General features: G+C 58.6%; 21 protein-coding genes. 12 read left to right on the top strand and 9 right to left on the bottom strand.

The window, feature by feature from the left end; all coding sequences use genetic code 11:
- Nucleotide 1: 1 nt before the first annotated feature.
- From RSO41_RS14100 to RSO41_RS14070, 7 genes are all read left to right on the top strand, one after another.
- The gene (locus tag RSO41_RS14100; protein ID WP_315619786.1) at nucleotides 2-403 is read left to right on the top strand and encodes a DUF5681 domain-containing protein; all 402 of its coding nucleotides are present in this window, start codon (nucleotides 2-4) and stop codon (nucleotides 401-403) included.
- Entirely contained in the window at nucleotides 400-609 is a 210-nt protein-coding gene (locus RSO41_RS14095; RefSeq protein WP_315619785.1) for a hypothetical protein, read from the top strand. The genes RSO41_RS14100 and RSO41_RS14095 overlap by 4 nt, the downstream gene beginning before the upstream one ends.
- A gap of 10 nt (nucleotides 610-619) precedes the next feature.
- Nucleotides 620-1,054 carry a hypothetical protein gene (locus RSO41_RS14090; protein WP_315619784.1) on the top strand — a complete coding sequence of 145 codons (435 nt, stop codon included), beginning with the start codon at nucleotides 620-622 and terminating at the stop codon, nucleotides 1,052-1,054.
- A 12-nt stretch (nucleotides 1,055-1,066) separates the two neighbouring features.
- Nucleotides 1,067-1,348 (top strand): hypothetical protein, encoded by a 282-nt coding sequence (locus RSO41_RS14085; RefSeq protein WP_315619783.1) that lies wholly within the window; start codon nucleotides 1,067-1,069, stop codon nucleotides 1,346-1,348.
- A gap of 197 nt (nucleotides 1,349-1,545) precedes the next feature.
- A complete protein-coding gene (locus RSO41_RS14080; RefSeq protein ID WP_315619781.1) occupies nucleotides 1,546-1,773 on the top strand; it encodes a hypothetical protein in 228 nt (75 codons plus the stop codon).
- Entirely contained in the window at nucleotides 1,760-2,026 is a 267-nt protein-coding gene (locus RSO41_RS14075; protein WP_315619780.1) for a hypothetical protein, read from the top strand. The genes RSO41_RS14080 and RSO41_RS14075 overlap by 14 nt, the downstream gene beginning before the upstream one ends.
- 6 nt (nucleotides 2,027-2,032) lie before the next feature.
- Nucleotides 2,033-2,443, top strand: a complete 411-nt coding sequence (locus RSO41_RS14070) for a hypothetical protein (protein WP_315619778.1) — start codon at nucleotides 2,033-2,035, stop codon at nucleotides 2,441-2,443.
- A 15-nt stretch (nucleotides 2,444-2,458) separates the two neighbouring features.
- Here the strand turns inward: RSO41_RS14070 and RSO41_RS14065 are convergent, their stop codons facing one another.
- Entirely contained in the window at nucleotides 2,459-2,956 is a 498-nt protein-coding gene (locus RSO41_RS14065; RefSeq protein ID WP_315619777.1) for a YbjQ family protein, read from the bottom strand.
- Nucleotides 2,957-3,736: 780 nt separating this feature from the next.
- Between RSO41_RS14065 and RSO41_RS14060 the strand changes: the two genes are divergently transcribed.
- Nucleotides 3,737-4,087: a superinfection immunity protein gene (locus RSO41_RS14060; RefSeq protein WP_315619776.1), complete on the top strand. Its 351-nt coding sequence runs from the start codon at nucleotides 3,737-3,739 to the stop codon at nucleotides 4,085-4,087.
- A gap of 303 nt (nucleotides 4,088-4,390) precedes the next feature.
- On the opposite strand, the gene RSO41_RS14055 is transcribed toward RSO41_RS14060, so the two are convergent.
- On the bottom strand, nucleotides 4,391-4,870 hold the full coding sequence (locus tag RSO41_RS14055; protein WP_315619775.1) for a cupin domain-containing protein: 480 nt from the start codon (nucleotides 4,868-4,870) through the stop codon (nucleotides 4,391-4,393).
- Nucleotides 4,871-5,440: 570 nt separating this feature from the next.
- Here RSO41_RS14055 and RSO41_RS14050 point away from each other — a divergent pair.
- The 3 genes from RSO41_RS14050 to RSO41_RS14040 all read left to right on the top strand — a co-directional run bounded on the left by RSO41_RS14050 (nucleotide 5,441) and on the right by RSO41_RS14040 (nucleotide 9,862).
- The gene (locus RSO41_RS14050; protein ID WP_315619774.1) at nucleotides 5,441-7,207 is read left to right on the top strand and encodes an ATP-dependent nuclease; all 1,767 of its coding nucleotides are present in this window, start codon (nucleotides 5,441-5,443) and stop codon (nucleotides 7,205-7,207) included.
- Nucleotides 7,200-8,726 carry a DEAD/DEAH box helicase gene (locus tag RSO41_RS14045; RefSeq protein WP_315619773.1) on the top strand — a complete coding sequence of 509 codons (1,527 nt, stop codon included), beginning with the start codon at nucleotides 7,200-7,202 and terminating at the stop codon, nucleotides 8,724-8,726. Before RSO41_RS14050 ends, RSO41_RS14045 begins: the two co-directional genes overlap by 8 nt.
- Nucleotides 8,727-8,818: 92 nt before the next feature.
- Nucleotides 8,819-9,862, top strand: coding sequence for a CHAT domain-containing protein (locus RSO41_RS14040; protein ID WP_315619772.1), 1,044 nt, complete (start codon nucleotides 8,819-8,821; stop codon nucleotides 9,860-9,862).
- Nucleotides 9,863-10,159: 297 nt separating this feature from the next.
- On the opposite strand, the gene RSO41_RS14035 is transcribed toward RSO41_RS14040, so the two are convergent.
- Nucleotides 10,160-11,419 (bottom strand): type II toxin-antitoxin system HipA family toxin, encoded by a 1,260-nt coding sequence (locus RSO41_RS14035; RefSeq protein WP_315619771.1) that lies wholly within the window; start codon nucleotides 11,417-11,419, stop codon nucleotides 10,160-10,162.
- Nucleotides 11,409-11,672: a helix-turn-helix transcriptional regulator gene (locus tag RSO41_RS14030; RefSeq protein ID WP_275288650.1), complete on the bottom strand. Its 264-nt coding sequence runs from the start codon at nucleotides 11,670-11,672 to the stop codon at nucleotides 11,409-11,411. The genes RSO41_RS14035 and RSO41_RS14030 overlap by 11 nt, the downstream gene beginning before the upstream one ends.
- A gap of 229 nt (nucleotides 11,673-11,901) precedes the next feature.
- Between RSO41_RS14030 and RSO41_RS14025 the strand changes: the two genes are divergently transcribed.
- A complete protein-coding gene (locus tag RSO41_RS14025) occupies nucleotides 11,902-12,801 on the top strand; it encodes a cation diffusion facilitator family transporter (protein ID WP_315619769.1) in 900 nt (299 codons plus the stop codon).
- 46 nt (nucleotides 12,802-12,847) lie between these two features.
- On the opposite strand, the gene RSO41_RS14020 is transcribed toward RSO41_RS14025, so the two are convergent.
- The 5 genes from RSO41_RS14020 to RSO41_RS14000 all read right to left on the bottom strand — a co-directional run bounded on the left by RSO41_RS14020 (nucleotide 12,848) and on the right by RSO41_RS14000 (nucleotide 17,762).
- Nucleotides 12,848-14,437 (bottom strand): ABC-F family ATPase, encoded by a 1,590-nt coding sequence (locus RSO41_RS14020; protein ID WP_315619767.1) that lies wholly within the window; start codon nucleotides 14,435-14,437, stop codon nucleotides 12,848-12,850.
- Between the two features lie 170 nt (nucleotides 14,438-14,607).
- Nucleotides 14,608-15,879 carry a Y-family DNA polymerase gene (locus RSO41_RS14015; protein WP_315619766.1) on the bottom strand — a complete coding sequence of 424 codons (1,272 nt, stop codon included), beginning with the start codon at nucleotides 15,877-15,879 and terminating at the stop codon, nucleotides 14,608-14,610.
- Nucleotides 15,876-16,304 carry a translesion error-prone DNA polymerase V autoproteolytic subunit gene (locus RSO41_RS14010; RefSeq protein WP_315619765.1) on the bottom strand — a complete coding sequence of 143 codons (429 nt, stop codon included), beginning with the start codon at nucleotides 16,302-16,304 and terminating at the stop codon, nucleotides 15,876-15,878. Before RSO41_RS14010 ends, RSO41_RS14015 begins: the two co-directional genes overlap by 4 nt.
- Before the next feature lie 364 nt (nucleotides 16,305-16,668).
- Nucleotides 16,669-17,199, bottom strand: a complete 531-nt coding sequence (locus RSO41_RS14005; RefSeq protein WP_315619764.1) for a chromate transporter — start codon at nucleotides 17,197-17,199, stop codon at nucleotides 16,669-16,671.
- Complete coding sequence (locus tag RSO41_RS14000) at nucleotides 17,196-17,762, bottom strand: chromate transporter (RefSeq protein ID WP_315619762.1); 567 nt, start codon at nucleotides 17,760-17,762, stop codon at nucleotides 17,196-17,198. Before RSO41_RS14000 ends, RSO41_RS14005 begins: the two co-directional genes overlap by 4 nt.
- Nucleotides 17,763-17,764: the final 2 nt, after the last annotated feature.

Here is a 17,764-nt window from a genome sequence, read left to right as displayed (position 1 = left end):
GATGGCGAAGTTCAAGCCAGGACAAAGCGGAAACCCCGAAGGGCGGCCAAAAGGTCGCCCCGACAAGCGCACACAGTGGCGCAAGGAACTCGAGCCAAAGGGCAGCGCCTTGGTGGCCAAGGCCGTAGAACTGGCGCTCTCCGGGGACGCCCAGGCGTTGCGCCTTTGCCTCGAGCGATTGACGCCGGCCTACAAGCCACAAGCTGAACAAGTGAGCTTCGACCTCAATGGCGAGACGCTGACCGAGCAGGCCCAAAGCGTCCTGGAAGCCGTCGCCACTGGTCAGCTTGACCCTATCACCGGCAAGTCACTGATCGACGCCATCGGCTCGCTGGTGAAGGTGCAGGAGGTTGACGACATACAGCGCCGGCTCGACGCGCTGGAAGCAAAGGGGGATCAATGACCAACAAGCGATATGAATGGATGGCAAGGCATCTGGAGCGCAAGCGATGGGGTGAGCCCCTGGAGCGCCGCTACTTTGCACGGATCGAGCTGGATGGCGAGTGTCTGGCTCGACTCAACGACGCGACACCGGAGGCCGTCAAAGCACGTGCTGAACGGATCGCGGCCAACTTCGGCGCCAAGGCGTCGATTCACTTAGAGCAGTAGGTAAAGCGAAATGACTCAATACGGCAAGAACGTGATCTTCTGTGGCCCGGCTCAAATGCTGGATCAACCCATCCGCAAAGAGGCACCTGTAGCCGCAGCGTCGGCCCCGGGTGCAGTGGCCCACCTTGACGGTGATGGAAAGCTCGCCATCGGTGGTGGAAGCGTGTGCTACGTGCTGGACAAGGATCATCTTGGCGGTGGCCAGATTGACGAGGAATACGAGGCTGGCGACCGAGCTACTGCCTTCTATGGTCAGTCTGGCCTGGTGCTCAACGTCCGAGCCGAAGGTGGCCAGACGATCAGCGAAGACGCCCCGTTGTGGCCAACGTCCACCGGCACCCTGACGGCAACTGATCCTGCCGATGGAACTGCCGTGCTGGGCCATTCAGCGGAAAACGTCACCACCGGGGGCAGCCCGCAACTGGTGGCCGTGAAGTTCATCTAAGGAGGGTAAGCAATGCGCTATTTCATCGGAAATATCTCAGGGGCCAAGCCTCAGCCGATGCACAACGTGCCGAGCCAGGAGCTCAGCGATGAAGAGGCCCTTCAAGAGATCCAGAAAACGGTCCAGAACACGCTTCAGCCTGGCATTGACGAGATGAACCGCAAGCTTGCCGACTTCGCCGAGAAGGAAAAGCGTATCAAGGCTGACATTGCCGAGCTGAAAGCAGCCCAAGGTATGACGGCGAACAGCGGGCGCGACCAGATTGGTGGCTACCATGACACGCTACCAGCTTAATCGACGCCTCGAGGCACTGGAGGCGACGCGGACTGGCCCCAATGGCGGGGCCGTCTGTTTCGAGCCAACGGACTGCCCGCACGATGCAGCTCAGCAGTACCGAGACATGCTCGACCGGGGCGGGGCCCCTTCGATGACGCGGCGCGAACGTGTGCCACCGGATGAAGCCGAGCGTGTATATCGGGAGGTAATTGGCAATGCAGCGTGATCTACACAAGCGTCTTGCAGCGCTGGAGCAGCAGGCCAAAGGTGCCGACGATCAAGATCCGAACCGCATGTACCACGTCATGCTCGAGCTTGGCCTGGAAGCACCGGAGCCGATGGGCGGCGAGACCCGAGAAGAATGGCTGACGCGGGTTCCTGTCGAGTCGATAAGGGGCATGCTGGATGCGCGTGACCGAGGGGAGCTGTATGTCCAATCGTGAGTTGATTAAGCGCCTCGAGGCACTGGAGAGCCAGCACGGCGGGGATGAAGCAAATGTGTATCATATCATCCTGGTGCCAGGGTCGCGTGTTCCCGACAAGCCTCGAGTGGCCGGATACATTGGATGCGGGATCAAAACCCTCCGCCAGGCAGGCGAAAGCGCTGAAGCTTGCTGGCAACGGCACAGCGATGCCTTGGACGCCGATGGTCGAGGCGGTGTCACGATCAACCAGCAACTGACCGAAGGGGAGTAGGCGGCCATGCCAAGCCGGGGTGGGCGTAATGTCCGGCGCAACATGCGTCGCTTGTCGATGAAGATCCGAGGTCCTGTTACCGAGAAGGCTGTAACCGAGATCCTGATCATCGGCGAGGGCTATGCTGTCAATTTCACGCCAGTCGATACGTCTCACCTGATCAACAGCCGCTCTCGGCTGCCGGTTGTAACTGGGCCGTCTGGTACTCGTGGAACGGTGGTGTATACCGCGAAATATGCCGCTGCCGTCCATGAGGCTCCTGGAACACTGAAAGGCCAGCCACGCCCGAAGAAGAACGGCAGGAGTCGAGGCAACTACTGGTCCCCCAATGGTGAGCCTGGCTTCCTGGAGAAAGGGTTCGAGGAGGCCAAGCCCGAGATACGTGGGATACTGCGCAAGAACTACCGGCCTCGGTAGCCGGCAGATCCCCCTTCATTCCGTGGCCGCCTCCAGAGGCTCGGCCACCACAGCGGTACCGCTGGCGACCAGGAACAGCATCGACTTGCCTCCACCTGAGAACTCGCTGTAGTCCAGATCAACCGCGATCACCGCATTTCCGCCTACGGCCACCGCCTCACGCCGCAGTTCATTGAGGCACGTCACGCGAGCGTCACGCAGCACCTTCTGAGAGGACTGGTTGCGGCCCCCGAAGAAGTCAGACATCCCGGCGAACATGTCGCGGAACACGTTCATGCCGAAAACGCACTCAGCTGTAACGATGTCGATTGTCTTGACGACACGCTGACCCTCGAGGGATGGCGCGGTCGTCACTGTGAGGTCCAATGCTGCTTGTTCTGCTTCTTGGCGGGCCTCGCTTGCATCGGGCATGTTGCGTTTTTCGCGTATCTCTTGGTTTCTTTTCTCCATGCAGTCGGTGCAGCGAGTGTCTAGGAAACCAACCTTGGTCCCGCAAATGTCGCATTTAGCCATACCTTCTCCCTATGCGTGCGCTCAATGGTTGCTAGGGCAGGATAGAGCAAGTTGTTGTGTGGCTGGAAGGTTGGGCCCATGAGCGACTGAGCTGAATTCTCAGCCGGCACTGGCCGCCAGGTCGTCACTCATCATGACTGCGCCTGACCTGGGCCGCTGAGTTTCTGCAGTCCCTAAAAGGTGGGGATTCCCATCTTTTCCCCGACACCACCCTGATACCAGGGAGTGCTTGACCGAAAAGGGGACGATCCTCCCCTTAAAGCCGGAATCCCGGCCTTTCACCGCTAGCGCATTCTTGCGCAGACGGCACGAAACGACGAAACGCAACGCCGAGGCGGTCAACCTGACCGTCCCGATGCAACGATCATTGCACCGCCCGCCAAATACCCGGCATCCCGGTAATTCTGTCTCGGAGACAGGTTTTCCGGTTTAAAACCGCGAAACCGCGCAGCGCAAAATTGCGCTTTGCTTCGAGATCAACGGCTTATAATCACCAATATCCCGCGCTTTGCCTGGCTGACCTCGACCGGCGCAAATGTGCGCCCGTTGAGCAATGACCATCTGCTGGCTGGCCGTTGCTACACGAGTAGCATCGGGGTGGCACCAAATATGGACGCACCCCAAGGCAAGGGGTTACACCGAGTAATGCCCTGCTGACCGATGTGCAAATCTGCATGACGGGTCAATACCGACCTGACCGCTGGCCACTACTTCCATTTGAAATGGAGAAAAGCCTGGCCAACCTCGCCACTGGCGACGTTCACCACTCAAATGTGAGGCGTGGTCGCATTTACCCTGCTGGCCAGCGGCAAGGACAGGAATCCGATTCCGCCCCTGCTGGAGATGAACGCAGTTTTGCGCTTATTATGGCCCGACAGCTCCGGGGGACCTATGCAAGAACACGCTTTCGAAGTGCTGGCGCGTTTTCCGCTTCATCCGCTGATCGCGCTATTCCTATTGGTGGTGGTCTACTGCCTGCCTCTGATCATCGCCGCCATCCGCAACCATGAGAACGCTGTTGCCATTTCCGTGCTGAACATTGTGGCAGGGTGGACCTTCGTGGGTTGGGTGGTGGCGCTCACCTGGTCATGCCTGGCAAATAAAGGTGTGTCTTCCGGTTCCAACCAATGACACTCCATTTTGTTGGCTCTTTTGTTGGTTCTTTCGAAAAATCGATCATAACTATCTGATATTTTGGTGTTAGTGGCAGACTCCCCCTCCGCCAAAACAGCAGATAAAGCCGCCCTACGAGGCGGCTTTTTCGTGTCTGAGACCCCGCCATTGCCGGTTTTCCGTGTTTCCCTCGGCTTCTCCTACTGTCATCCAATGGCAGTATTTTTGGGTGGTTCTGGTGTCGGATCTACCTTATGCCGAAGTAGCCGAGCCGCTCCCCTTCAGAAGGTTCAGCCGGTGTCATGGTAGCGAATGGAGCGGTCAGTAGGGCTCGCCGTTCTTGTGGCAGAAGCCGCCCTTCGCTGGCAGGAAGAGGTCGATGTCCGGGTAGTGAACTTCATCTTCAGGCGGGCGGCTACCAACCTCGAGGTAGGTCGCCCAAGTACGACTCTTGTTCACCATGTGGTGGCCATCTGCCTCGCCGGCGGGAAAGGCTGCGACCATGCCAGGTGTCAGTACCTGTTCACCGGCGTCGGTGATGAGGGTCAGCTCACCTTCCAGCACGTAGACGAACTCATCCTCGTGACTGTGCCAGTGGCGCTGGGAAGAGGGCGCGCCCGGTGGCAACCGCACCAGGTTGACGCCGAATGCGGTGAGCCCTAACGGGTCACCAAGGGCTCGCTTCTCGCGGTTGCTGCAGGCCGAGCCCCAAGGCTCCGGATAGGATGACCCCATGCGCGGTTCCAGGCGCTCAGGGTCGAGGGCGGGCTGTGTAGGACCGTCGCTCATGTCTCCCTTCATGCTGCTCTCCTTGCGTAATGGTTGTCATGGTCATAGGCAAGCGTAGGGAAGCGTCGTGGAATCTTCTACTGGCATCAGCCCGCTCTGTTAAAGCCACCCTGATTTCGGGGATTTCCCAGCTATGGGAGGGAATCCTCCCATAAAGCCGGAATTCCGGCCTTTCCCGCCTGCACCGATGCCACGAAATGACACAACGCACCCAGGGCCTGGCTTCGATCAAATCGTTCAGGTTGCCGCCGGGCTACTTTTTCCGATCCATGGCTCGATCTCAGGCTGCCACCATGGTCGCGTGTCTGCTAATACAGCGATGACACAGGCGGCCGGATAGGCTACGGTCATTCCATGAGTTCCCTAACGGCAAGTCGGTATGAGAAAACCTTATCCTGACAATGGCATGCTCTACGCGTTCGAGAAGGCTTTATCATGTATTCGTATCTCATTGAGCCTTCCATGTCGGCTTTCGACCCAAAGCGGCCTTCGAGAGGTTTGAGAGCTACCTAATTGAGAATTATCTAATATTTTGCCAGCAGCGATGTAGAACCGACAGCGCATCAACGACTAGAGAGAAAAATGCCAGATTCAGCTCGCATTTATAAGTTGATTATTAAGCGATTCCGCGGGATCGAAACGCTCGAATGGACGCCAGCGCTAGGGATGAATGTATTACTTGGTGGAGGGGATACGGGAAAGTCCACTATTCTCGACGCTCTGCGACTGCTGTTACATCCATCGAATCATGTCTCGGTGTCAGAATTTGATTATTGGAAACGTCAGCATGACGATGAATTCGCTATTGAGGCGATTATTTCGCTACCAGACTCTACAGAAATCGGTCACCAGCAAAAATTTGCTTGGCCTTGGCAGTGGAATGGCCATGAGGCAGTTGTTCCATCTGTTGATGAGGGTGGTGCGGAGGACAGTGAACCGGTATATCGCATCCGTGCGATTGGGACCACAGATCTTGAGATGAGTTGGGAAATCGTCCAGCCCAATGAAGAAACGAACTCCTTATCAGCTGCAGTGCGTCGCAAGATCGGTGTTGTACGTCTGACGAACGATACGCGTAACGATCGAGATCTACGGCTCGTCTATGGCTCAGCCCTGGATCGCTTGGTCGCCGATCCGGCGCTAAGAGGTCGGCTCGGTCGGCGTTTGTCGGAAATTGATTTACAAACTGAGCTCGGAGACGATTCGATCGCAGCTTTGGCCACACTAGATAATACTCTCGCTGCTGAACAATTGCCTCATAACCTAGCCTTAGGACTGACATCAAGCCAAGGCCTGTCAATAGGCGCTCTCACTGGATTGGTCGCAACGGATTCAAGTGGAACCCAATTGCCACTTGCAAGTTGGGGATCAGGCACGCGCCGTATGGTTACGCTCCAGATCGCAAAAGCGACCGAAGCTAATACACGAATAACAATTATCGACGAGATCGAGCGGGGCCTAGAGCCTTATCGCTTGCGAAATCTCACGCATTCGTTGCTAAATGACGGGGTGCAAGGTTTTATCACCACTCACAGTGCAGTTGCCATCAGCGCAATGGCGGACGCTCATCTTTGGTATCTAGATTCGGGCGGACAAATAGGTGAACTCCAAGGCGCTGATATAGCACGTCAACAACAGCGCGACGCCGAGACCTTTCTTGCCAAGCTCGCTGTAATCTGCGAGGGCGTTACGGAAATGGGGTTTCTCTCCGTACTTCTCGAACGTGGAATCGAGGGCGACTACCGTAATTACGGCATTCATTTAGCTGATGGTAAAGGCAACGATTCCACCTTAGCTCTGCTCAAATCGCTGAACGGTGCGGGTCTACAGTTCGCAGGATTTGCAGACGATGAGGGCCGTGATCCAGGTCAATGGAGAGATCTCAAGGCGAGCATGGGCCACCGCCTTTTTCAATGGCCAGACCAATGCTGCTCTGAAGAAGCGGTAATCGGAACAATTGGCGACGAAAATCTACATTTACTTCTACGTGACGACGACGGTGACCTTATCGGCGATCGGATGCGGACGCTCGCAACCCGGATTGGTTCGCAAACCAAAACGCTTGAAGCCATTGAAGAGAGTTGCACACGCAATGATATGACACTCCGCCAACTAATTATCGAGGCGGCGACTGGTAAGGCGCCAGATTGTTTGGAGAGACCGCAACGAAAGGAGTGGAAAGCCCACGCAAAGCAGTGGTTCAAATCAGAGTTAGGTGGCCGTGAGCTTGCATGCCACATGTTCAGGCTTGGCGGTTGGCCTGCGCTGAAAAGTATCTTACTGCCGCACGTTAACGCTATTCGCCTAGTCGTTGAGTTGCCGGAAATTGAGAATATTAGAAATGGGTGACGATGAAATCGCTGAGCTGTTAGACTCGCCTGAGCGGCTAGTGACTGTGAGTGCCCCAGCCGGTTGTGGGAAGACATACCAAGGTGCTCTCTACGCTGCTCGCGCGCTGGCTAACTTGAATCGCGGGCGGGTACTAATCCTGACGCACACTCACGCAGCCTGCAACGTTTTCGCCTCTGCAACGAGCAGCGTGAGCGCGCGCGTTGAGATCAAAACGCTTGATGCGTTCATCGTTGAAATTGCTCGCATCTACCATCGGCCACTCGACCTCCCATCTGACCCAGCTGCTTGGGCCCAAGGTCAAGATGGTGACTTCGCAGTCATCGCCGAGCGTGTGGCCGGCTTATTAGTAAGCCGGCCTATGGTCGCGACCGCACTGGCGCGACGCTACCCCGTCATTATCGGTGATGAACACCAAGATTCAAGTTCGGCACAACACCAGTTGATGATGTCTTTGCACAGCGCCGGCACTGTGATGAGGTTGTTTGGGGATCGAATGCAGACTCTATATGGCAATAAAACTGCGGCCGAACGCCAAGCCGATCAGGTTCGTTGGGATGAACTGGGCGACAAGGGAAAAATCGGCACGTTAAGTAACCCTCATCGCTGGCATGATGGTTCAGTCGATCTCGGGCGATGGATACTACGAGCGCGAGAAGCACTCGAAAATGGTGAGGCGGTTGATCTACGTGAGCCATTGCCAGAGGGGTTGGGAGTAATTCGAGTCGAAAATCGATCCCAGCGACACAATGACTTCTGGCTTAATCCAGATGACCGCCGCCCTATCGATGCAAAAATTAACCGGTTACCAAGCATGCTAGTGCTCAGCCGTAATAACGATACAGTAAAATCGCTGCGGGTTTTCTGGAATCGGCGCTACTCAATATGGGAAGGCCACACGCGCTATGCCCTGACCGAACTATTGTCTGCGCTTGAGCTTGACTGCGGCAACGTTGTAGCTCTCGCCAATGCAACGGTTAGCTTCTTACAAAAAACTTGTAAAGGGTTCGCAAATCGTAGCCACGCAGATCGCTTTTTACGAGAGGCCCGCGAGGGGTGTATATCGAGTGCTCGTGGTAAGCCAGCACTTCTTCAAGCTATGGCTAAAGAATTGGTTGATCGACCCAACCACATTGGTGTATCCCGATGCTTACAGCTATTAAATAGATTTGTTTCTGAGGAGGCAGGTGGGTTCACAGAAATTAAAATCGACTATCGGCGCGAGTTTCGTGATGCAGTCTCGCTCGGTGACTTCTCAGATTCCTCGATTGCCCTACGTGAGATAAACCGCCGACGTGCCTTCATTCGTCCCATGCCGCCCGGTAAGGCACTTAGCACAATTCATAAGGCCAAAGGCATGGAATGCGATCACGCAATCATCATGCCGTGCGATCGAAAAAGCTTCAGTAATTCAGCAATATCTCGATGCTTATTGTATGTTGCATTGAGTCGTGCCAAACGGTCGCTTACGTTAATTGTGCCGCACGATGATCCCAGTCCATTGCTGATATTGGATTGACTCGAACGACCGTTTCTTAAGGTTTAATTGTTGCTGGGTGGCGCTGACATAACTATTTTATTAAGGATGATAACGGTCTTATGAGTGTTGACATGTATCGCCGTCAAGTCGTGCAAATCCGTGGCGCTATAGCTAAATTTGTGGATCAGAAGGCTAAGGAATCACAGAAGGCTGCTGATGCAGGAAGAAAGTCTCTTTCTGCAGAGTCTGCTGCTAACAAGACCAAGCAGCTTTCTACAGTTACGTCCAAGCTCAAAGAAGCGAATCGACACGCTGATGTACAAGCAAAGCATTTAAATGAAGTGGCTAAGCTAGAGAAGAAGATTGCAGCTGAAAACAAGAAGCTGGTAACAGCTCAAGGAAGGTTAGAGAGCGAAGAGGAGAAAATCCTGAAAAAAAGAAATGCTGAACATAAAAAGATGCAAGAGGGACATAAACGCCAGCTCAGTAAGTTAGAATATAGCCTAAAAGAGCACGACGTTCTTCACAACGAAGCTGCAGCACGAATAGACAAATTGAGTGCTCTCCCAGAAGAGATTATCGTTGCGTTCTTTGCAACTGACCCAACAATAGATTCTGACCGCAGATTGCTACTGGATGAAGAGGTTAGAGAAATTCACCAAAAGATCCGTCTTTCAGATCATCGCGATGCAGTTAGGCTTGAGTCGAGGTGGGCGTTGCGTCCTGGTGACATTCTTCAATATATGAATGAACTTAACCCTACGATCGTACATTTTAGTGGCCATGGCAGCAATCAAGATGAGCTCGTGCTTCAAGACCGAAACGGCAAGGCCATACCTGTATCGATGGATAGCATTATTGGCACCTTTGAACTTTACGACTCAGTGCGCCTAGTATTCTTCAATACGTGCCATTCATACAGGCAAGCAGCTGCATGTACGCAATATATAGATGCAGCAATTGGAATGAATCAGTCAATTGGGGATGAAGCAGCACGTATATTTTCGGCACAGTTCTATTCGGCAATTGGTTTCGGTGAGTCAGTTACAAAGGCTTTTAGGCAAGCGAAGAATGCGCTAATGCTCGAAGGTATTGATGAGGAATCTACACCCGAGCTCCATTTGCGCGATAGAGTTGATGAAGCCGAACTCATATTAGTAAGACCAAAATACTGACCCTCTTGTGCTAGGGTTAAGTCAACTTTTGGAAAGTTAAATAGCAGTAACTAAACTAAATCTTGCTACCGCCCAAAAGGTGCTCGAATGGACGCGGCGTCGAGCGCCACTCAGCAGCAATAATACTATATAAGTGTTGCCTTAATGTCCGCTCTTGGCCGAAAGCTGTCCCTTCCGTAAGTACGACTTGATGAGTTCCTCGAGAATCCCAGGCCGTTTCGACCTGCCCCCCTTGGTTCCCGGAGGTTCCAGACCTCGAGAAGCCCGAGCCGGTTAGCGCTGCGAGGTTGAGCGATCTCAGCCGATCGACCAGTGGGCGGGGAGTCTATGACAGTTGCTCGCTATCCGTTGATGGAGTCGCTCCAGCAGGGTCTGTTCCGTGCCGGGGAGGGCGATCGTCTCGAGGTCGGCGTGGGTGTCATCCAGGGTGGCGAGCATTCGCTCGGCCAGCCCGATACCTTGCTTGATGAAATAGCGTGGCTGGAAGCGCATCGAGCGGGCGAGTGATTCGAGGTGCGATGCCTCGATGCTGCCGGGCCGGTTCTCCCCGTTGACCTGGAAAGCGAAATGCCGTGACAAGCCGCGGTAGAGCGTGGTGCTCATCAGGTCATAGAAGGGTGCCAGCCGTGGCCCTGCTTCGGTGTACAGGAGGGAAAGGTTCTTGGCGTGGCTGTCGTTGTTGCCGATCAACAGGTTGAAGAAGAACCAGCCGATGAGTCGTTGCAGGTCCCTGGCCGGCACGCCGGCATGCTGCAGCAGTTCTCGGCATCTCGCAAATCCGGGGCCGCCATCGCTTTCGTACTTGATGCTCGATGGGGTGCCGGCGAGCTGGCAGATATCCAGCTGATGCAGCCTTCGTAATCCTCCTTGCCCGTCGGGGATGCGGTCGTAGCGGCGAACGAGGCAGGCGCGAGTTTCTCGCTGATAGCTGGTTTCCGCGGCATCGAGACCCAGCCGGTTCGCGAGTTGCATGCAGAAGGTCTCGTTCAGTGCAGATCCCCATACACCGTTCAGGCGGCGAATGTCCGGCTTGAGGATATGGCTGGATGGGGCTGATCCTTCCGGGATGGCGGGGAGGCCGTTATCCTGGACCATCAGCAACAGCTTGTCTTGAGCACCAGCCAATGAGATCCGGGTGTCATCGCCGTGCCAGGCAAGTAGCGAGCCTTGCTCGGGGTGATGAAGATGGTTGGCCACGGCCTCCCAACTGAGCGGGCGGTAGTGGGGAGTGGCCAGTTCCTCGCCCTGCGGTAACAGGGTGAAACCGCTGGCGGTATCACCGCCGACGGCTTTCAACAGGCCGAAGAGGCTGTTGGTTTGATGGCGGATTTCGAGGTGGTGACGAAGGTCGCCTTCTGGCAGGAGGTTTTCGAAGTACGCGATGACATCGTCGCCGACATGGGTGCGGCGGGTAACGGGCAGCGATGGGGAGAGGCTGGTCGCGTGTGGAGAGGCCTGCCAGGTTGGCGCGTACTCGAAGCGAGGTGGTTGGGCGTTGTATAGCCTGCCCACCAGGTCGTGGTCATGGTAGACATCCAGCGCCTGGTCATTCGCCATATGGGGCGTTTCCCTTGCGTTGCACGATGACTTCCAGACCCATGAGATCCAGCACGTCCAGGACTTTCTGCAATTGCAGCGTGGGCTTGCCGCGTTCCAGGTCCACGATGAAACGGTTGCCGGTGCCGGCCAGTCCGGCCAGGTCGCTTTGCAGCAGTTCCTGTTCGGCTCGGACCTGGCGGACCAGCTTGCCGAGGTCTTCGCTGTGACGAACGTGTTCGCCAAGCGTCTTGGGCGGCTTGAAGTCGGCCATGGACGATCCAGAATTGAGTTACCGTTCGGTAAGTATAGCGTCATGCGCCTGCGCGTACAGCCATGAATTTACCGATCGGTAATTCTTGTTGTCGGCAGGCGCCTTCTGACCCTATTGATTACCGATCGGTAATGCCGGGCGAACAAGCCGCTGCCATGGCGTCGGTCGACTCCGCGGCTGGAAGGGGGCGAGAATGAGGGGAGCGGTATCCCCTGACAGAGGAGGTCTGATGTCTCATCAACATGACCATGGCGCCCATGGGGGGCACGATAGCCAGCGTCGCCTGGGCTGGGCCATCCTGCTCACGGGTAGCTTCATGGTGGCTGAGCTGGTCGGCGGTGTGCTGTCGGGGTCGCTGGCGCTGCTCGCCGATGCGGGGCACATGCTCACCGATGCCGCGGCGTTGGCGCTGGCCTTGTTCGCCGCCTGGATCAGCCGGCGTCCGGCCGATACGCGGCGCAGTTATGGGTATCATCGCGTTCAGGTGCTGGCGGCCTTCGTCAATGGCCTGACGCTGATCGCCATCGTCGTCTGGATTGCCATCGAGGCGATCCGTCGGCTGTTCACGCCGATCGCCGTGGCCGGTAGCACCATGCTGGTGATCGCCGGGCTCGGGCTGGTCGTCAATCTGGTGGTCTTCGCCATTCTGCACATGGGGGATCGCGAGAACCTCAATATTCGCGGTGCGGCCCTGCATGTGCTGGGCGATTTGCTGGGCTCGGTGGCTGCGATCGTCGCCGCCGTGGTGATACTGCTGACTGGCTGGACGCCGATCGATCCCTTGTTGTCGCTGCTGGTGGCGGCGCTCATCCTGCGCAGCGCCTGGAAGCTGACGCGGGAGTCCGGGCATATCCTGCTGGAAGGCACGCCGGAAGGCCTGGATGTGGAGCAGGTCAAGCGCGAGCTTGCCGAGCGGCTGCCGGAGGTCCGCGATGTGCATCATGTGCATGCCTGGTCACTGACGCCGGGGCACCATCTGATGTCGCTGCATGCGATTCTGGACGAGGGGGCGGACCAGGAGCGGGTGCTGGTCGAGATCAAGACGATGCTGAGCGACGCTTTCGCCGTCGAGCACGCGACGATCCAGGTCGAGTCGTGGCAGGGCTGTGTCGATGAGACGGGTCACTGAGTGATGGGCGGCGGGCGCCGCCCATCACGACGGAGTGAGCGGAGACTTATCCGGGAACGCCCTGACTGCGCAGGTAATCGTCATAACTGCCACTGAAATCGACGATGCCGTCGTCTTTCATCTCGATGATGCGCGTGGCCAGCGAGCCGACGAATTCCCGGTCGTGGCTGACAAAGATCAGCGTGCCGGCATAGTGTTCCAGTGCCAGGTTGAGCGCTTCGATGGACTCCATGTCCAGGTGGTTCGTGGGCTCATCCATGATCAGCACATTGGGCTGTTGCAGGATGAGCTTGCCGAAGAGCATGCGCCCCTGTTCGCCACCCGAGATGACCTTTACCGACTTGCCGATTTCATCGTTGGAGAACAGCATCCGCCCCAGGGCGCCGCGCACGGTCTGCTCGCCGCCGGTGGTCCATTGCTGCATCCATTCGAACAGCGTCTCGCCGCCGTCGAAATCCGCCGCGTGATCCTGCGCGAAGTAACCGACTTCGGCGGCATCGGTCCATTTCACGTCGCCGGCATCGGGCGGCATCATGCCCATCAGGCAGTTGAGCAGGGTGGTCTTGCCGATGCCATTGGGGCCGATGATGGCCACGCGTTCCCCCGCCTCGACTCGCAGGCCGAGGCGCTCGAACAGGACGTTGTCGCCCCAGGCCTTGGAGAGGTCTTCCACATTCAGGGCCTGACGGTGAATCTTCCTGTTCTGCTCGAAGCGAATGAAGGGGCTGACGCGCGAGGAGGGCTTGACCTCCTCGAGCTGAATCTTGTCGATCTTGCGCTGGCGCGAGGTCGCCTGCTTGGCCTTGGAGGCATTGGCCGAGAAGCGGCTGACGAATTGCTGCAGTTCGGCGATTTCCGCCTTCTTCCTGGCATTCTCGGCGTGCAGGCGCTCCCGCGCCTGAGTAGCGGCGGTCATGTACTCATCGTAATTGCCGGGAAACAGCTGCAGCTCGCCGTAGTCCAGATCCGCCATGTGGGTACAGACACTATTCAGGAAGTGGCGGTCGTGGGAGATGATGATCATGGTCGACGAGCGCGCCTTGAGGATGTCCTCCAGCCAGCGAATCGTGTTGATATCGAGGTGGTTGGTCGGCTCATCGAGCAGCAGCACGTCGGGGTCGCTGAACAGCGCCTGGGCCAGCAGCACGCGGAGTTTCCAGCCCGGCGCGACAACGCTCATCGGCTGGTCGTGCTGCTCGAGGGGAATGCCCAGGCCCAGCAGCAGCTCGCCGGCACGGGCCTCGGCGGTATAGCCATCGAGTTCGGCAAAGCGCACTTCGAGATCGGCGACCGCCATGCCATCTTCTTCACTCATCTCGGCCTGCGAGTAGATGCGCTCACGCTCCGCGGTGACGCGCCAGAGTTCCTCGTTGCCCATGATCACCGTATCGATGACACGTTCGTTCTCGAAGGCAAACTGGTCCTGGCGCAACTTGCCCAGTCGCGTGGTGGCGTCTTTCATCACCTGACCGCTGGTGGGCTCCAGATCGCCCCCGAGAATCTTGATCAGGGTCGACTTGCCGCAGCCGTTGGCCCCGATCAGGCCGTAGCGATGGCCCTGGCCGAATTTGACGGAAACGTTTTCGAACAGCGGCTTGGGGCCAAACTGCATGGTGATGTTGGCGGTAGAGAGCACGGCGGAGAATCTCGCGGGAGGATCATGAATGAGAGACTTCGGCCGACACCGGGAGCGGCTTGGACCAAAGGGGAGGGCGCATTGTACGCGCCGGACCGCGGGGCTATCTACACGCACTGTCGACCGGCCGCGTCAGCGCGGTTCGGCATCCAGCCGTCTCCACGGCGGGCTCATGCCTTGACCTCGAGCAACTCACTCCAGCGAGTGGTATAGCGCGATGACAGGTTGCCGCAGCGCAGCTTCCAGGGGGCGTCGGCGGCGGGTAGGCCGAAGCCGATGGTGTGGCGGCCCATGCGCCGGTTCAGGGTGTCCAGTGCATCCATCAGGCGTTCGCCGCATTGGCGCTCGGCGTCATCGGGGGCGTCCAGCAGCGAGAGCTGCTGGTGCTCGATGTCCAGCAGGTCGAGCAGCATCACGCCGGCCTTCATGTAGCGGTAACCGGGACGATGGATGCGGGCCAGCGCCCGGCGGGCGGCGGCGATGATCGGTCGGCTGTCGTTGGTGGGATGGGGCAGTTCGACGACGAGCTCGGGCGTGTGCTGGGGCTGGTCGTGGCGGTGTCGGTTGGTCCTGAGGAAGACGTACAGGGCGCAGGCCAGACTGCGCTGGTGCCGCAGTTTCTCGGCGGCGTGCTGGGCATGCTGGCCGATGGCCTCGCGCAGATGCCGCCATTCGCCGGTGGTGCGGCCGAAGGAGCGGGAGACCATGATACGCTGGCGAGCCTCGTCGTCCTGCACGGTGATGCAACTGATGCCACGCAACTCGAGGAGGGTGCGTTCCAGCACCACGGAGTGATGGCGGCGCAGGGTCTTGGCATCGGCGTTTCGCAGGTCCCAGGCGTTGCGCAGGCCCAGCAGCGCCAGGCGTTCGGCCATGCGACGGCCCAGTCCCCAGATATCGCCGAGCGGGGTTTGCCGCAGCAGGTGCCGTGTTTCGTCGCCATCGGCGGCAAGGACACAGACACCCCGATACGCGGCGGATGACTTGGCGACATGATTGGCGAGCTTGGCGAGGGTGTGGGTGGGCCCGACGCCGACGCACACGGGCAGGCCGGTATGGCGCCGAACGTCGTCGTACAACGAGCGTGCCAGGCGCCGCAGCGTGGCATCGTCGAAGCCCTCGAGCCGCACGAACATCTCGTCGATGGAGTAGGGCTCCACCTCGTCGACCCTGTCCTCGAGCACCATCCTGACGCGGGCCGACATGTCGCCGTAGAGTTCGTAGTTGGAAGACTGCAGGTGGATTTCGCCACGCTGCAGACAGGACTGCAGCCTGAAGGCCGGGGTGCCCATTTCCACGCCCATGGCCTTGAGCTCGCTGGAACGAGCGATGACACAGCCATCGTTGTTGGACAGCACGCCTACGGGCCGGCCCTCCAGGCTCGGCTGGAAGACACGCTCGCAGCTCACGTAGAAGTTGTTGCAGTCGACCAGTCCGATCATGTCAGAAACTCGTGGATGACCGAACGCACCACGCCCCATATCTGCAGGCTCTGTTCATTGGCGGGAATGGGCGCGTGTTCGGGATGCCCGGAGCAGAGAAAGGCGCGGCCGTGGCGCTGTTCGAGGCGCTTCACGACGACTTCGCCGTCGACCAGGGCGATGACGATGTTTCCGAAGCGGGCCGTCACCGAGCGGTCCACAATCAGGATATCGCCGTGGTGAATGCCATGGGCCCGCATGCTGTGCCCCTCGACACGCATGAAGAAGGTCGCGGCGGGGTGTTTCACCAGGCGTTCGTTGAGGTCCAGTGTGCGCTCGGCATAGTTCTCCGCCGGAGAGGGGAAGCCGGTGAGCCCCGCCCGTGCGGTAGTCGACGGGAAGGCACCGGGGCGCTGTGGCGGCGTCTGGGAGATGGTGTCAGGCATGATGCGGCACCCGAATGCTGTATTTATATATAGTATCGGGCGAGAGATGGCGACAAGGCAAGTCCGTTTGCGCTGGATGACCTGTGCGAAAAGGCGTCATTCGTAGAGGTGAAGGCTCTCATGGCTTATCGAGGATGTCTTACAGAACATGCCGGCAATGGCGTGCGGAGCTGTCGGAAGGGATGCGCCATGCTCAAGGCGTGACGCAGATTCCGCCATGCGTGCTGCCCCTCCTTCTCGGCTCGCGTTCCCCTGCTGCGTCACGCTTTCGGCACCCCGGCCATTCAGGTCGGGGTGCCGTCTTGTTGATAGGACGCCTTGTCGATGTGCCGTCGTCCGTGTGCTGTCGTCGAGCGGATATGCCTCACCCCAGCAGCAGGGCGCCGTAGCCGATGCCGAAGCACACGACCAGGGCAGGGTGGACCCGGGTCGTCGTGAGCAGAAGGGCGGCGACTCCGCCGATGATGGCGGTATGCAGCCAGCCGAGGGTGTCGAGACCCTCGTTCAGGAAGGACCAGGTCAGGTAGGCCATCAGCACCATCACCACCGGGCGGACCCACTGGCTCATGGCCTTGACCCGGGGCGAGTTCCGGTAGCGGTAGAGTGTGCCGAGGGCGGCCAGCATCAGCAGCAGCGAGGGGGCGACAGTGGCCAGTACGGCGATCAGCGCGCCGGGTAGGCCGGCCACGTCGTGGCCGATGTAGCCGGCCATCTTGGTGGCGATGGGACTGGGCAGGGCATTGCCCAGCGCCAGGGTCTCGGCGAACCCCTGGGAGGTCATCCAGCCATAGCGACCGACCACCTCGTTCTCGATCAACGGGATGATGGCGGGGCCGCCGCCGTAGCCGACGATGTTGGGCACGAAGAAGGCCAGGAACAGTTGCCAGTAGATCATCGGGTGGACTCCTCGGCCGAGGTTCGGCGCATGGGACGCAACAAGGCGGCGATCAGGATGGCGCCGATCACCAGGCCCGGATGCAGCCCCAGGCCATGGATCAGGCCGCCGGCGGCGAGTCCCAGCATCACGGTGGCCAGCCAGCCCAGGCCGGCTCGCGACTTGGCGAAGAAGTCGAACGTCAACTGGGCCATCATGACCATCACTACGGGGATCACGCCCTGGCCCATGCCCTGGACCCAACGCTGGTCGCCGTGGCGGGCATACAGGCTCAGCAGGGCGATCATCGCCAGGATCAAGGGCACGGTGACGGCGACGACCGCGTTGATGGCACCCAGCGGGCCACCCACTCGATAGCCGATGTAGCCGGCCATCTTGGTGGCGATGGGGCCGGGCAGGGTGTTGCCGATGGCCAGCACGTCGGCGAAGCCGTCATCGTCCAGCCAGGCGTGGCGCTGGACGGCCTCCCGACGAACCAGCGGAATCATCGAGGGACCGCCGCCGAAGCCGAACAGGCCGACGCGCAAGAAGGCCATGAAGAGTCGAGTCTGCCGTTGCCACATGG

It is taken from the genome of Halomonas sp. I1 (genome assembly GCF_032334135.1).
Taxonomy (GTDB): Bacteria; Pseudomonadota; Gammaproteobacteria; order Pseudomonadales; family Halomonadaceae; genus Halomonas.
The sequence above is the reverse complement of the archived record's forward strand: the minus strand, read 5'-3'. Positions and strand labels throughout refer to the sequence as shown.

What these genes read in the sequence shown, in the direction of transcription:
- RSO41_RS14050 (WP_315619774.1), top strand. Translation starts at nt 5,441, where the DNA reads ATGCCAGATTCAGCTCGCATTTATAAGTTGATTATTAAGCGATTCCGC.
- RSO41_RS14030 (WP_275288650.1), bottom strand. Translation starts at nt 11,672, where the DNA reads ATGGCCGACTTCAAGCCGCCCAAGACGCTTGGCGAACACGTTCGTCAC.
- RSO41_RS14035 (WP_315619771.1), bottom strand. Translation starts at nt 11,419, where the DNA reads ATGGCGAATGACCAGGCGCTGGATGTCTACCATGACCACGACCTGGTG.
- RSO41_RS14100 (WP_315619786.1), top strand. Translation starts at nt 2, where the DNA reads ATGGCGAAGTTCAAGCCAGGACAAAGCGGAAACCCCGAAGGGCGGCCA.
- RSO41_RS14055 (WP_315619775.1), bottom strand. Translation starts at nt 4,870, where the DNA reads ATGAAGGGAGACATGAGCGACGGTCCTACACAGCCCGCCCTCGACCCT.
- RSO41_RS14080 (WP_315619781.1), top strand. Translation starts at nt 1,546, where the DNA reads ATGCAGCGTGATCTACACAAGCGTCTTGCAGCGCTGGAGCAGCAGGCC.
- RSO41_RS14040 (WP_315619772.1), top strand. Translation starts at nt 8,819, where the DNA reads ATGTATCGCCGTCAAGTCGTGCAAATCCGTGGCGCTATAGCTAAATTT.
- RSO41_RS14090 (WP_315619784.1), top strand. Translation starts at nt 620, where the DNA reads ATGACTCAATACGGCAAGAACGTGATCTTCTGTGGCCCGGCTCAAATG.
- RSO41_RS14085 (WP_315619783.1), top strand. Translation starts at nt 1,067, where the DNA reads ATGCGCTATTTCATCGGAAATATCTCAGGGGCCAAGCCTCAGCCGATG.
- RSO41_RS14095 (WP_315619785.1), top strand. Translation starts at nt 400, where the DNA reads ATGACCAACAAGCGATATGAATGGATGGCAAGGCATCTGGAGCGCAAG.
- RSO41_RS14065 (WP_315619777.1), bottom strand. Translation starts at nt 2,956, where the DNA reads ATGGCTAAATGCGACATTTGCGGGACCAAGGTTGGTTTCCTAGACACT.
- RSO41_RS14005 (WP_315619764.1), bottom strand. Translation starts at nt 17,199, where the DNA reads ATGATCTACTGGCAACTGTTCCTGGCCTTCTTCGTGCCCAACATCGTC.
- RSO41_RS14010 (WP_315619765.1), bottom strand. Translation starts at nt 16,304, where the DNA reads ATGCCTGACACCATCTCCCAGACGCCGCCACAGCGCCCCGGTGCCTTC.
- RSO41_RS14015 (WP_315619766.1), bottom strand. Translation starts at nt 15,879, where the DNA reads ATGATCGGACTGGTCGACTGCAACAACTTCTACGTGAGCTGCGAGCGT.
- RSO41_RS14045 (WP_315619773.1), top strand. Translation starts at nt 7,200, where the DNA reads ATGGGTGACGATGAAATCGCTGAGCTGTTAGACTCGCCTGAGCGGCTA.
- RSO41_RS14000 (WP_315619762.1), bottom strand. Translation starts at nt 17,762, where the DNA reads ATGTGGCAACGGCAGACTCGACTCTTCATGGCCTTCTTGCGCGTCGGC.
- RSO41_RS14075 (WP_315619780.1), top strand. Translation starts at nt 1,760, where the DNA reads ATGTCCAATCGTGAGTTGATTAAGCGCCTCGAGGCACTGGAGAGCCAG.
- RSO41_RS14070 (WP_315619778.1), top strand. Translation starts at nt 2,033, where the DNA reads ATGCCAAGCCGGGGTGGGCGTAATGTCCGGCGCAACATGCGTCGCTTG.
- RSO41_RS14025 (WP_315619769.1), top strand. Translation starts at nt 11,902, where the DNA reads ATGTCTCATCAACATGACCATGGCGCCCATGGGGGGCACGATAGCCAG.